This is a genomic window from Zhongshania sp. (assembly GCF_041584495.1).
In the GTDB taxonomy this organism is placed as follows: Bacteria; Pseudomonadota; Gammaproteobacteria; order Pseudomonadales; family Spongiibacteraceae; genus Spongiibacter.
This window is the reverse complement of sequence record NZ_JBFHDY010000023.1, coordinates 22,910-36,491: the sequence shown is the minus strand read 5'-3', so window position 1 is coordinate 36,491 and position 13,582 is coordinate 22,910. Positions and strand designations below refer to the sequence as shown.

The window sequence follows — 13,582 nt, the reverse complement described above, 5'->3', positions numbered from 1 at the left end:
GTCGCAATCGCCGTGGGGTGGTGAGCGAAATCATCGTACACGGTAATTCCCGCCACTGTGGCAAGTAACTCCATACGCCGCTTAACACCCTGAAACTGGCATAAAGCATCAATACCATCTTTGGGCTGAACACCAATATGGTGAGCTGCCGCCAATGTCACCAGTGCATTATTGACATTGTGAGCGCCGGTGTGCGCCCAGCTCACTCGCCCTTGGACTAGGTTTTTATAAAGTACGTCGAACTGAGAAAAATCATCGCTGAGCACCTTGGCCTGCCAGTCTGCTGTCGCCCCCTTCTCACTGCTAACTCGCTCCACTTCACTCCAGCAACCCATATCCAGCACATCATCCAAAGCACTCTCATCTGCCGGCATAACAATACGGCCAATGGCGGGCACGGTGCGGACCAAATGATGGAACTGACGCTGAATTGCCGCCAAGTCAGGAAAAATGTCGGCATGATCAAATTCTAAATTATTCAAAATAGCGGTGTAGGGACGGTAATGGACGAATTTTGAGCGCTTATCAAAAAAGGCGCTATCGTATTCATCGGCCTCAATCACGAAGAAGTCAGTCTGACCAAGGCGCGCCGACAAACCAAAATCGGCGGGAACACCACCAATTAAGAATCCCGGCTGAAAGCCGCAATCTTCCAGCACCCAGGCCAACATACTGCTGGTGGTGGTTTTACCGTGGGTACCGGCGCAGGCCAGCACCCAGCGACTTTGCAGCACATTGTCACTCAGCCATTGAGGGCCGGAGGTGTAGGGAATACCGCGATTTAATACGTGTTCGACCGCCGGGTTGCCCCGCGACATGGCGTTGCCAATAATCACCAAGTCTGGCTCGGGCGTTAGATGTGCCGCCTCATAGCCTTCCATCAAGGTAATACCTTGGGATTCCAGCTGGGTACTCATGGGCGGGTAAACATTGGCATCGGAGCCGGTCACGGTGTGGCCAAGCTCGCGGGCGAGAATGGCTAAGCCACCCATAAAGGTGCCGCAAATTCCCAAAATATGAAGGTGCATAGATAAAAACGCCACACAGAAAAGTCTGCGTGGCATGGTATCACTGCTATCGCGCCAGCTCTACGCCAGCGCATCGCATTGCGTGATTAGGCATTAACGTTTAGAAGTTAGCGCTCAAGGTCAGCCATACTTTCTCGGTGTCCGTTAAGCTCAGACCACCGCCGTTAAAGGCCGTGCTGTCTCCGGCACTGTAGCTGGCATAGCGCAGTTCCGCAGAGTATGGCCCCCAGCTTTTGGCAACCATAGCGCCAAGCTCAGAACCTAGGTCGCTATCACCAGCGGCATTATTCTGCTCAGACTCAAAGCTGTGGTAGGCCAAAAGCCAATTCACACCCAGTGCCGCGCCACCAACGGTAAGGTAGGTGTCGTTTATACCCTCACTGATATTACCCAAGCCTTTATTGAGGAACATGTCCGTCCAGCCCTGAAATTTAAACAAGGTTGCCAGCGGCGTAATAAAAAAGCCATCTTTGTCAGCACCAAGCGCTTCATAGCCAAGACCTAAGGTCAGCGGCGTGAGTTTATAGCTAGCCTCAATCAACATATAGTCTGCGCTGTAGTCGGCCGGATTGTTACCCGCGCTTTCTTGGCTTGCGTACTCAACATTATAAGCGAGATCACCCGCCACACCCTGCCAGCGGATACCGTAAGTATCGGTATCCACACGCTTAAAACCGGCAAAGTTATCGTCAGTCTCAAGCAAATAGGCATAGCCGGTCACCGTACCGGCAGACAGGGTATAGCGGGCGTTCAATAGATGAGAGTCCATTTCGGTGTCGCCCACCGCACTGGCTTCGCCAAATATCCGGTTTACATTAGCAATGTGTGCGTAATTAAGTTTCAGATTTTCAATGCTGCTATTCGCTGCAGTAAACGCGTCGTAGGTCTGCTCGTTTTGACGCCAGCCAACGTGTCCAACGAAACGGTGATTGTCATAGGTCAGGCGCTGACGACCATATTTAAATTCGCTATTCCAATTGCTATAGCTAATAAAGGCTTGGTTCACTTCACTACCTACCGGATCGGCAATCAGCGATTCAGAAATATGGCCATTCACGCTGTCGTTGGAATCACCAGCAAAATTGCTCACGTCGTCAAACTCAACAAAGCCACTAAAGCCCTTAAAGCCATCAGTTTTATAGTTTACGCGGGTTTTTAGGGTAAGCGCGTCACCGGTTTTGTTACCACCGGCAGCCACATCCTCAGCAACCGATTCGTAACGCAGACGCAAATTCAAATGGGCCTCGCCCTGACTAAGCGCTTCGGTAATAGATTCTGCCGCAAACGTTGTTTGCGCTGCTGCAGCGAATAAACCGAGGGAAACAGCCGAGGATAATGATTTCTTTTTCAACATAATGTGTCTCATTAAGATAAATGTTTGTTAGGCAGATACACACCGCAAACAATACTTGTCCCAATCAATTTGCGATGACCAAGATTTAGCAAACAACGAGCCACAACCAAAAAACAGAAGAAACTAATTTAAAAATAGTTAAAAATCATAGAATTACGAATAAGCCCCATTACCAATATATTTTTCATGCCCCAAATACGAACACAATAAATTTGAAATATTACTGCAACACTTCCAACATAAGGCCAGACTGCACCAATACATGTCACGGAAAAATTTGCGCTAGTTTTATGCAGCACCATAAAGAAGCAAATCGACACCGCAGATGTGCTCGGCAAAGAAAGCCCGACAGTGAAAACAGGAGAGTAAAGAATAGCCCAGCGAGATCAGCGCACACACCCGCAGAAAAAAACAGCCGTTAAAATGTACGCAGCGCGCATAACTCAAATGCGCTAAACAACAGACGCAGTAATGGCATTTACATTATCGGCAAGCGGCATATGCACATATTGAGTACTAAAACGTAGGCATTTACAGCGGCCTCGTTAAGCAGCACAGCGAAAATTTGACGCACTAGACAGAATAAATGCCGACCACATCAGCTAGATTTGTTATTTTAATCAACAAAACCACTGAGATAAACTGCAAGCCGTAGCAGCGTTTTTCACGGCATATAACTTATAGGGTAGTTAGGGTAGGTAAAAGCCGGAACCGCCTTAGCCTCAAACTTCAACATACGCACGCGTTGCAAAAGTTTTTCTTTTAAATCAGGATTAAAAAAGCTAGATGACACTATTTTACAATCACTCACCGAACCGTCCGGCTGTATGGTAAGACTAACCACCACCGTGCCAGCGCGAATGCTAGTGTCTTTGCGAGCGGCCCGATTAAAAATGCTATAGAAAGCCGTTTTACTGCGATCAAACGCTAATTGAATTTCCTCCAAGCTCCGGGACGGTTTTACATTACCAAGCTCGCCACCGCGACTATTGGTAGTCGCCGACCGCGACGGAATCGCAAGCAGCTGTTCTGTACTGTGCTGGCCCACGCCGGTACTAGCTTGCTGGCCGCTAACGCTGCGCTGACCAATGTCACCATGGCCAGCACTACTTTTACTTGCGGAAAGCTGGTTGGCGCTAAGGTCGACGGATTCCTTACTGACTGCGCCCCGGTCGCGCAAGTTTTGCTCGGCAACAAGCACCTTATCGCTGTTGTCGCGCAACTGCGCTAACTGCTGACTAAAAGCCATAACGCCCGCCTGCATTGCGGCTGCCTTTGCCGCCGCCTGCCGCCGCGCGGCTGCGGCCGCAGCATCCTGCTCGCGCTGTTTCATATTCACCGTCTTGGTTGCTGGCGCCACAACAGGCGCTGGCGCAAGTGGTTCTGGTTTTAATGCTTGGACGACGGTAGTCGGCTTTGGCTGCGGCTTAGCAACTACCGGTTTTGCTAACGGTTTTGGCGCGGGTACCGGCAGCAGTTCTAAAGCATAATTCACTGTCGGCTTTACCGACGTGAGCTCAGGGGCTTCAACGACCCAAAAGGGCAAGGCAAGTAAAAACACCAACAGCAGGCTAATAACATGACCGAGAATTCGCTTAAAATGCCGATCTGCGGCAAACATAATTCCCCAGTAATCGGCACCCAAGACGGAATGCCCATTCAGGCCTTGGCTCGATAAAAGTGGCCCCGAGATCACTGTGTTCATGCCCCGCCTCCCTGAGTAATTTCCCGCACGGCAAGCGACACTCGGTCAAAATTCGCATCAACGCAGGTCGCTAAAATCTTTTTAAGCAGCCGATACGGTATGTCTCGGTCGGCAACAATATTCACGTCACCGGCACCGGGTGACTGCGCTGCGTCTAACTCCGTGGCGCCAGCAACACCCTCTGCACGCGCTAATGGCCGCAGCGCCGCCGCTAGCAAGCCGAGTACGCGCTGCTCCGACTGAAGCGCTGCCTCAACACTCATTATTGGCTGCTCATCGAGCAAGATATCTGTGGCGCTCACCGCGACGGTAACCGTGCGCTGGGCCTTTTCGGTGGCAATGGAGCTGGGCAATATTAAATTCTGATACTCCGGAATAACCTCAACCACCAGGGCGTTAACCAATAAGTAAAAAACCAAGATGGCGAAGATATCAATTAACGAGACCACATTAATCGCAACGTCACGGCCACCAAGTTTAATTTTTCGACTTAGCTTTCGCTCCTGGCGGCGGCTCATGGCGACACTCCCGACTCAGTACTTGCACCGCCCGACGCAACATCCCCCATTGAAATCACTGGAAACAAGGCTGTACTGCCATCCACACCAACTGTACCTACCGGGTACTCTCTACCGCTATCCATTACCGCAATAATGTCGGCGTAGGCAATGTCTTCTGCAATCAACAGGCTTAGTTTTGTTTCACTGGGATGCGCACTTTTTATGTCCATGAGTACCTGCGCGAGTCCTGCAGTGTCGTAGCCGGAATCACGCTTAGGCAATTTCTTTTGCACGCCATCGCTATTTGAAATCTCCAAATAATCTTCAAACAAACTTACGGCTAAATCGAGGCTAGGCATCTCGCTCACCTGAGGCGAAGGCGACACCGACGGCAAGCTCAATTTCAGCGCGTGTAGCTTACTGGCAGAAACCGATGAGCCAACCAAGAGGAAAAATACCAGCACCGCAAACACATCAATCATCGACACAATATTCAGCTCGCCGTCGGCTCGCTGACGCAGGCGCCGTTTTAGACGACGTAAGCGCCGCGAGCTGCGCGGCCCCTCGTCATAATCTGGCTCAATACCAAACATAGCGCTCATGATTACCCCTCAGTGTTGCAGTGATTTACTGCGACTAAGCGCGGTGACAAATCGCGAGCAAGCAGACTCCAAGGTATCGACTAACTCCCCGGCCTGACTTTGCAAATAGGCGTGGGCAAATAGCGAGGGAATCGCCACCATCAAACCAAATGCTGTGCAGCTCATCGCCTCAGAAATACCCGCCGACAGCAAATTGGCTTTTTCCACGGGATCGGCATTGCCCAGAGCAGCAAAGGCGCCAATCAAACCCAGCACCGTGCCGAGCAGCCCCAGCAAGGTGGCTGCATTTGCAAACGTCGCGAGGTAATGGGTACGACGCTCAATGGCGGGCAACAATGCCATCAAACCATCTTCGGTGGCGATCTCCACATCGCTGCGACGACTATCAATGCGAGCTTGCTCTAAACCACAATTCAAAATATGGGCGACCGCCAGCTTTGAATTGCCAATCAAGTTCTCCGCCTCGCCAAGTTTGCCGGCACTTAACATGGGCCACACTTTTGCCCAAAACCGCCGATTATCCCTGAGGGATTTAGTCAAGAAGATAAAGCGTTCAATACTGATGGCAACAGCAAAGGCAAGCACCAGAGCAATTGGGTACATGAAATGACCGCCATTGTTAAAAAACACGACGAACGTCGATAAGGCTTCCATAATTATTCCTCAAAAATGTAATGTCTAATGAGCCTGAAGATAGCTTCTGCGCTACCAGTTATTCGACTGCAAACGCCAGTAGCGATAAGCGCGGTGGGCCTGCTGCCATTCGGCGTAACGCTGAAATTCGTCGACGTTAATGGGCTTGGGGCTCTCGTCAATCAACTGCGGCGGCCGATCGATATCACTCACCGGCTCCTCCCCCCAAGGCATTAAATACAGTCCCACCGCCGCCTCATCGTCACCGCGAATCGTCACGCCCATCTCTTGCTCGGCAGCGGCTGGCAGCGCGGCGCCTAACACCAATGCCACTGTTAAAATTTGCATACCCCTCATCTGTTCACCTGCGACACATTCGCCGCAACATAATCGCTTGCGGACTCCAAATTATGAATCCATGCACTGACCAGCATATTGTCACCGCCGGTTAACTCCTGATATCGGCGATAGTGCTCAAGTGCTTGTCTACCGCGTTTAAACACCGTTTCGTAAAGAATGCCCAGGTTTAAATGAGCCGGAGCGTAATCACCACGAACAGCCAAGGCCTTGTTATACCAATCTAAAGCACCATTAAAATTTCCGCCTTTGCTGGTAACAAAACCCATCCAATTTAACGCGGTGACATTTTTCGCGTCTCGCTGCAGCGCAGCCAAAAAGTACTTGGCCGCAAACTCATGTTGCTGCTGGCGCGCCGCGAGTATCCCTAAATTTGTCAGCGGCCCGGTGGCGCGGGGATAACGCTCACTCAATGCTAAAAATGCTTGTATGGCGCTTTCGCTATCACCACTTTTCATTAGCGCAAGTGCATTATCGAATTCGCTCGAAGCGGATTTAGAACCTGACTGACTCGATCTGCTTGGCGGCGGCCCAGCACTGCACGCAGCCACCGTAGCGATTATGAGTAGCACCGCAAAAATCCTAATTAAGCGAGTCATAGCTATTCTCCAATTCAGGCTGCTTGCCATATTTAGCGGGGGCGAGTTCGGCCAAGGCCACAAGGCTCTTGCGCATACCGGCGGTCCACACGCCCTCGCGAACCCGCGCCAGATTGGTTTCAAAGGCGCTAATTGCTTTCTCTTCAAATGGGTAGGCTTGTTCTTCCAAAAGCAAGGTGTATTCCGCAAGGACATCACCGTGTAATTCACGGGGTGCTTCCGATGTCATCAAGGCAACCGCAAAGTGACGATAAAGCTCACCCAATTCGTGACCGGCAATAGTCGTAATATCAGCAAAGCCGTAGGTCGCGGCGCGGGCCAAACTGTCGATGGCGGTTTGCATAGCCCGTTGACGCCGAGGCAAGCTGTTGGCGATAGGCAGCTTCAGCTCAACACTATTGGCACGCTTTACATCGACCATCGCCAATTGCAAACTGGCATCGGCGGCGAGTAGTTGCGATGCGGCAAGCGGCATCTCCGCAGCCTGATCCGCAGCGATAATTTCACGCAAATAATTTAAATGTTCGACGCTATTGGCCGTTGCCATCGTCGCCAAACGCTGACGAAACTGTTGAGCCTCCAACAGTGGCATCGGAAATTGCGTAATATAATTGCTGATCGCAGTGCGTGCTGCCTCCGTCTGACCCGCTGAATCATAAAGCCTTGCCGCCTGTGCACTGGCCTGACGACGAGTTTCAAACGCCTCGTCACCGCGCTTGGCAATCTGAGCGTAAACCCCGGCGGCAAGTACCGGCCGCCCCGATTTCTGATAGGTTTCGGCAAGCAACTTCTCGCCCTCCGCTGCCATAGCATGGCGCGGGAACTCACCCAGAAAATCCTGCAATACTCTGCCAGCTTTATGCCAGTTTTGACTAGCATAAAGCTGGCCCGCCGCATCGAAACTGGCATTGGCCCGTAATTCCGCTGTTGGACTTAATTGCGCAGCGCGCATAAATAAATCTGCCGCCAAAACACTGTCACCGGTATCTCTGGCCACTTCCGCACGACGATACACCGACACCGACAAGCGGTCTGCCGCCATTTTTTGCAGCGCCGACTCAGCGTCGAGCATTGGCAATAGCTTGCTGTAGTAAATCTCAGCTTGTGCATAATTATCTTGGGCGAAATAGGTGTCAGCCGTCACACTTAGCGCCTTTTGCGTCAAACTCGACGTTGGCAAGGGCGCACCTGCCAACAGTGGCACACACAGTGCAAGGACTTCGTCATAGCGCTTTAGCGCGTACAAGTCCTCGGCGCTAGCCAGCAGTACGCGGCTGCGTTCCGGGTGCAGGGGAAACACGCTCGCCAATTGTGCACTGGCGGCAATTACCGCTTGCTGAGCGGTATCGCGCTCTTGTGCTGGTGCGACTGCTAGCCATGCTCGATATGCTTTTACCGCGGCCAACGCCGCATCCCCAGCCTTGTCATACGGTAGCATATCGTAGGCTACTAAGGTGTATTGCCGAGCGGCGGCATTAAGCTCGCCTGCGTCAAATAGCGCATCAGCATAGCGCATGCTTGTTGTCGCAAATGCCGGGTCATTAGGGAACATGCCGAGCATTTCACGGTAGCCCGCCGCCACCGCGACAAAACGTGCGTGGCGTAACCTAGCTTCGCTGTCCGGCGTCTGCTGCGCCTCGGCATGGCGAAAACGCGACACGTCAACCATATAATTTCGAATTAAATCTAACTTGACTGGCGCTATATCTGCTCCGGCTGCCGCGACTATGGCACTCGCATAACGCTTGATATAAGCCTCTTGCGCAGCAATCATTAAGGCGGTAAATCCACCTTGTTTATAGGCCGAAATCGCTTTTTCGCTGTAGTTAATAGCTAAGTCATGCTGTGGGTAAGCACTCGCAAAATCGTCAAATACGCTCGCCGCATCGGTGTAACGTTGTTTACCTAGCAGGAGTTCGCCGAGACTGCGATATACCAGAGGGGAAAATTGCTTGTCGGGGAGAGACGCAAAATAGGCGTTAATATTATGCCCATCAGGCTTTGCGGCCAGCGCCAAACACAGCCCCCGCAAACTGTCACTCAACAATTCCGCCTTCGCCGCCGGGGCCCGCGCCGTTAATTCCGCCACGCTGCGCACCTCCCGACGAAGCTTCAATTGCATCAGAATCGCCGTAAAAGCATCAACGGCTAACTCGGGACGACCAAGCTGATACTGGCTCCATCCGTATTTATACTGCGCTATCTGCCAGTAAGGCATGGCAGCATCTTGTGTGGTTAATTTACCGTACTGGGCAGCAGCCTCGGCATAGCGTTTGCGCAAATAAAGCATTTCGGCGGACCGAAATAAGGCGTCATTTGCACGAGAAGACTGGGGAAAATCCTCCGCTAAGCCCCGCAAGGTATCAATCGCAAGCTCCGCGCGCCCCGACAATTCGTAGGCTCGTGCCAACTGATATATCACATGATCTTTATTTGGGTAGTCGGGAAATTCAAGCAGAAGATCGCGATAGAGTCCGATGGCCAACGCGACCTCCTCCGCATTAATATCGAGCCCCTGCCCCGCCGCCTCAATACGTAAATCTGCAGAGCGACGCATAGCCTCAGCCCGCACACCTGGCGCCGAATCTAGTATTAATATGGCTTGGTAATGATTTAAGGCCGCGGCCTCAACGCGCTGACTCTCGGCGTCAAGATCGACTATCTTCTTGGGGGGCAATTTTTCCATGAACAAACGATCAGGACCCTGCCCATTCCGCTCCAACATCCCGCCTATGGTCTGCGATTCGCCACCCGGCTTTACGGTCTGCTGACAAGCGCTAAGCAAAGTGCAAACAAGTAATAGCGTCGCGACAACCGACGGGCCTAGGTGTGTTGATTGATACCTTGCGACCACTGTCATCGCATCATCTCCCCATCCCATACCACACCGCTTAACTTGCGCCGGGTATTTTCATGGCTCCTTGCCAAAGCAAAGTTGGCCTCAGCTAAATACATTTCCGTACGCCGATGATGACGACCTATTTCAGCCAACGCCTCCCGGTCTAAGGTCGCCGCCCGCATTGCAATACTTGCCGTCAAACGTGGCAACAACGCCGTGAGTTTTGCGTCAAGCTCTCCGCCATCAACGGCAACGAGCGCGCCCGACTGGTCTGCGCTAAGTAAATCGCGAATGCGTACTAATTGACGATATTCACTCAGTGCCTCGTGAAACTTAGGGCTATCAATCAACAGGTCGAGGTAAGCATCCTTATCGTTGTATAGCGCCGACAGCCAAATATCCCAGCCGCTACGGCCGCGCTGGTCAGCAAGGTCAATCGCAGCGCGCAAGCCGCCACGTTGAATATCGGCACTTGCGTCACGCAAGCCTTGCAATGCCGCTTGCAAACGATCGCTTGCAGCGACGTAATAGCGTTCAGCGCGTTGTGCCTGACCCGCCCAATGTGACATCACGTAGGGCAAGATCAACAAACCTTCCTGTACTGCCGGATCTAGTGGGTCGCGATTTACCAGCTCCATCCACGGCACCATCGCCGCCTGCAGATCTTCTTCCTTACCGCCAGACGCAATCGCCCATGCTCGTCGAAACGGTGTATGTCGCCGTGCCCATGCAATTTCATCCTTTGAACCTGACCATAAATAAGGTGTGGCTGTCGCTAATGCCTGCGCGGAATGGTCATCGCTTACGACCAATGGTGCCGTCTGGTTCTGACGCGGGCTCAGCAACGCCCAGCCAAGACCTACCAGCCCCTTATTAGCATAGGGACTCAAGCGCCGCACTTGACTGAAATAGTTTACCGATTGCTCGCTGTCACCCTGTTTTAAAAAATGATAACCCAGCGCCAGATTGACTTTATCGCGAAGGAGTAACTCATCCGGCGAAAGCAATTCCCCTTCGCTCAGCGCGGCGAGCAGGGCGACACCTTCGACATATTTTCCTTGCTGAATAAGAGCGGCGCCGGTATTAAAATGACTAAACATACTGCCGAGCTTGGATTCGTCACGTAGCCGATCAAACTCGACAAGGCCCTGTAAGCTCGCCGGGACTTCCGTTAAGCCCAAGTCGCGAGCACTGCGACTTAAGGCAAGCTTTACTTGTTCAGGAAATTGCACCGCGCTGACACCACTTTTAATCATCACCATTGCATCAGCAAGAGCGTCGAAGGAAAAATGGCGCTTGGCATTGAAGTACATTGATCTGAAACGAGGATGACTATCGCCAATACTCACCCTATCTTCGGGGCCACGATCATGCACTTGAATCGCGACCTTATCTTGCCATTTCAACCAGCCGCTGCGAATCAGCTCTAATTCCCACTGGGTATTTTCCGCAACCGAAATGACTTTCTCGAAGCGCGGGTATAAGCGCTCCGCGTGGGGACCGGCCTCCACATCTACCACTGCAAATTTAACACTTATCGTATTATTTTCTTTGGGTAACGCCGATTTGCTTAAAAAATGTAAGCCCCCGTCGAGCAAGGTTTGGGCTTCTAGCTCACTGTAGCTGTAACGCGCCGTTTCGCGGCCGTTAACACTCACTCTTACCGACTGAATAGCAAAGCGTTTATCACTATTGGCGATATAGAGCGCGATGGCGGGCATTCGACTTGGCGATCGCGCTTTAGCCAATTTTAAATCACTCAATACAGTTAATGCCTCCACCTTTAAACTGGCGCCGTCACTTGCATTCACCACTGCCGAAAGCAGGAGCAAAACACTGTAAAGCGCGCGTTTAATAACACCAAACAATGGAATTTTCACAAAGCACACCGACGTATTTCCAGTTCTTTACCGAACCGTGCAGAACCTAAAGTACTGCACTCTCTTGTTCACCAACGTATTCAATTTAGTGATAGCAAAAGCCGCGCCAACGGCATGACATTCTTTGTCCACTGACGTATAAGCTAAGGTTTTCTGTGAAATAGGCGGCGGTTCTATGTACACGGGCACAAAAATCAAGGGCAACAGGGATGTTTGCTATACGACAAAAAAATGCGACAGACCGCTTTTGTGATTTCAATGCACCACTTTTACACACAGAAAAACAGGCGTTTCAGTGTGCATTGCACCACATATGACCAAAAATAAAGAACATAGAATTATGATGTGCCAGTGCCGCCACTAATGACCCAAACTCCAGATCAGGCAAACGAGTAACACCAAAGATATTCCCTGCCAAACCATCAAGGGATTACGGCTTAGCAATGGCTGGAAATTATCCTTGCTATACACCGGATTAGGAAACTGAAGGTCGTGAACAAACTCAGAAATATCGTTATAGCGAAGCTCTGGGCTAATACTCAATGCACGGCCGAGGGCAGCGTCTAACCAAAGCGGCACATGGGGGTTGTAATGACTTGCCGAAATATATTCAAGACGCGTAAACGCGGCAGTTGTCGTGCAATTTTCCAAACGACCTTGATAAGGCTTATGCGCCGTAAGCATTTCAAACACAATAGCAGCTAACGAAAATTGATCGGCCCTAGTGCTAGGCCGTCGTCCCAACACATGTTCCGGCGCCGAGTACTGCGCTGTTCCCAGCACCCGGTCGCGAGCTATTGGCACCGCAATTTCGGCTAAACCGGCAACATAGCACGAGCCAAAGTCGATAATTTTTACCTGGGCATTATCTCCTATCAAAATATTATCGGGCTTAACATCCTGATGAATTGTGTCGCGGCGATGCATCGCCTGCAGCCCCTTAGCTACAGGTAAAATAATATCCAACATTTGCTGCGTCGATGACTGCGGATGCTCAGTCATCCACTGGCCAAGGGTTTTCCCCGGCTCGAATGCCGACAAATAGTACAAGCACGTCGGCAGCCGCGGCGGATCGATGACATCGATGACGTATTCACTCTGAATACGCCGCCCCACCCAGCTCTCCAAAATAAAGCGCTCGATGTAGGCTGGGTCGTCATTAAAGTTTGTCGATGGTGTTTTCATCGCGTAATGCCGATCCGCCGTGGCATCGTATACTTTGTATAGTTGACTGCGAGGACTGGCATGAATCTCATCTTCAATAACCAAACCATCCACCACCATCCCCGCAGACAGCGGCGGGGGAAACGGCAAGGCGGTCAATTTTCGATAAACATCGCCCGCGTCTTCCAGTGGCAAGGCGTCAATTCTCAATAACTGACAGCTTAGATTATCGTCACTGCCCGCAGCTAAGGCGTCGCCGATCATTCGCTGGCAAGCCTGATCGAGATCATCTCCCGCATCACTAATAATGGCCTGCATACGGCTACTATTTAAAAAATCGTGAATACCATCAGTGCTCAATAGAAATATATCAGCCAAGGCCACATCAGCCGCGCGGTAGTCCACATCCAAGTTAATGTCCAAGCCCATGGCGCGCGTTAAATAGGATTTTCCCCTGCTGATGGGCATGGCGTGGTCACGCGTTAACAGCTCGAGACAGCCATCGCGCAATCGATAAATGCGGCTGTCGCCAACATGGAATAAATGTGCAGTTTGCGACTTAAAAACGGCAATACTTAATGTTGACACACAGCCCTTTTCAGCCTGCAAATAATTTTGACCCTGACCATACAGCCAGCGATTTAAGGCATTTAACACCTGCTGAGCGGAACGCTTAACTGACCAAGAGTCCGGCGTCGAAAAATAGTCGCTCAAAAAACCGGTAACACAGGTCTCTGCGGCTTCTTTGCCAGCCTCGGCTGCCGACACACCATCGGCAATAACCGCAACGGCACCCTTGGTCGTCAGCTGCTCATCATTGGGAACGCAAATCCCTAAGCTGTCTTCATTAACGGATTTTTGCCCAGCGCTGCTGCGCTGGGCAATGGCCAATTTCAAACCGCTTTCAAAGTGCATTACAAC

At 51.4% G+C, this 13,582-nt stretch carries 11 protein-coding genes; all 11 read right to left on the bottom strand.

All coding sequences use genetic code 11. From position 1 onward, the window contains the following. Nucleotides 1-1,028 (bottom strand): UDP-N-acetylmuramate:L-alanyl-gamma-D-glutamyl-meso-diaminopimelate ligase (gene mpl / locus ABYP33_RS06355; protein ID WP_373089551.1); only part of this gene is annotated, 1,028 nt, incomplete at its 3' end. 100 nt (nucleotides 1,029-1,128) lie between these two features. Next, on the bottom strand, nucleotides 1,129-2,382 hold the full coding sequence (locus ABYP33_RS06350) for an alginate export family protein (protein WP_373089548.1): 1,254 nt from the start codon (nucleotides 2,380-2,382) through the stop codon (nucleotides 1,129-1,131). Nucleotides 2,383-3,046: 664 nt separating this feature from the next. Continuing rightward, nucleotides 3,047-4,087: a TonB family protein gene (locus ABYP33_RS06345; RefSeq protein ID WP_373089546.1), complete on the bottom strand. Its 1,041-nt coding sequence runs from the start codon at nucleotides 4,085-4,087 to the stop codon at nucleotides 3,047-3,049. Further along, entirely contained in the window at nucleotides 4,084-4,605 is a 522-nt protein-coding gene (locus tag ABYP33_RS06340; RefSeq protein WP_373089543.1) for an ExbD/TolR family protein, read from the bottom strand. The genes ABYP33_RS06345 and ABYP33_RS06340 overlap by 4 nt, the downstream gene beginning before the upstream one ends. Further along, entirely contained in the window at nucleotides 4,602-5,189 is a 588-nt protein-coding gene (locus ABYP33_RS06335) for an ExbD/TolR family protein (RefSeq protein ID WP_373089540.1), read from the bottom strand. Before ABYP33_RS06335 ends, ABYP33_RS06340 begins: the two co-directional genes overlap by 4 nt. A gap of 9 nt (nucleotides 5,190-5,198) precedes the next feature. Next, nucleotides 5,199-5,843, bottom strand: coding sequence for a MotA/TolQ/ExbB proton channel family protein (locus ABYP33_RS06330; RefSeq protein WP_373089537.1), 645 nt, complete (start codon nucleotides 5,841-5,843; stop codon nucleotides 5,199-5,201). Between the two features lie 51 nt (nucleotides 5,844-5,894). Next, a complete protein-coding gene (locus ABYP33_RS06325) occupies nucleotides 5,895-6,170 on the bottom strand; it encodes a hypothetical protein (protein ID WP_373089534.1) in 276 nt (91 codons plus the stop codon). Between the two features lie 5 nt (nucleotides 6,171-6,175). Next, nucleotides 6,176-6,778, bottom strand: a complete 603-nt coding sequence (locus ABYP33_RS06320) for a tetratricopeptide repeat protein (RefSeq protein ID WP_373089531.1) — start codon at nucleotides 6,776-6,778, stop codon at nucleotides 6,176-6,178. Next, nucleotides 6,762-9,638 (bottom strand): tol-pal system YbgF family protein, encoded by a 2,877-nt coding sequence (locus ABYP33_RS06315; protein WP_373089529.1) that lies wholly within the window; start codon nucleotides 9,636-9,638, stop codon nucleotides 6,762-6,764. The genes ABYP33_RS06320 and ABYP33_RS06315 overlap by 17 nt, the downstream gene beginning before the upstream one ends. Next, entirely contained in the window at nucleotides 9,635-11,497 is a 1,863-nt protein-coding gene (locus ABYP33_RS06310; protein ID WP_373089527.1) for a hypothetical protein, read from the bottom strand. The genes ABYP33_RS06315 and ABYP33_RS06310 overlap by 4 nt, the downstream gene beginning before the upstream one ends. Nucleotides 11,498-11,857: 360 nt before the next feature. Continuing rightward, on the bottom strand, nucleotides 11,858-13,576 hold the full coding sequence (locus tag ABYP33_RS06305; RefSeq protein ID WP_373089525.1) for a protein kinase: 1,719 nt from the start codon (nucleotides 13,574-13,576) through the stop codon (nucleotides 11,858-11,860). Nucleotides 13,577-13,582 lie beyond the last annotated feature (6 nt).

Coding starts and splice junctions, on each gene's coding strand:
- ABYP33_RS06350 (WP_373089548.1), bottom strand. CDS start 2,382: ATGTTGAAAAAGAAATCATTATCCTCGGCTGTTTCCCTCGGTTTATTC.
- ABYP33_RS06345 (WP_373089546.1), bottom strand. CDS start 4,087: ATGAACACAGTGATCTCGGGGCCACTTTTATCGAGCCAAGGCCTGAAT.
- ABYP33_RS06340 (WP_373089543.1), bottom strand. CDS start 4,605: ATGAGCCGCCGCCAGGAGCGAAAGCTAAGTCGAAAAATTAAACTTGGT.
- ABYP33_RS06335 (WP_373089540.1), bottom strand. CDS start 5,189: ATGAGCGCTATGTTTGGTATTGAGCCAGATTATGACGAGGGGCCGCGC.
- ABYP33_RS06330 (WP_373089537.1), bottom strand. CDS start 5,843: ATGGAAGCCTTATCGACGTTCGTCGTGTTTTTTAACAATGGCGGTCAT.
- ABYP33_RS06325 (WP_373089534.1), bottom strand. CDS start 6,170: ATGCAAATTTTAACAGTGGCATTGGTGTTAGGCGCCGCGCTGCCAGCC.
- ABYP33_RS06320 (WP_373089531.1), bottom strand. CDS start 6,778: ATGACTCGCTTAATTAGGATTTTTGCGGTGCTACTCATAATCGCTACG.
- ABYP33_RS06315 (WP_373089529.1), bottom strand. CDS start 9,638: ATGACAGTGGTCGCAAGGTATCAATCAACACACCTAGGCCCGTCGGTT.
- ABYP33_RS06305 (WP_373089525.1), bottom strand. CDS start 13,576: ATGCACTTTGAAAGCGGTTTGAAATTGGCCATTGCCCAGCGCAGCAGC.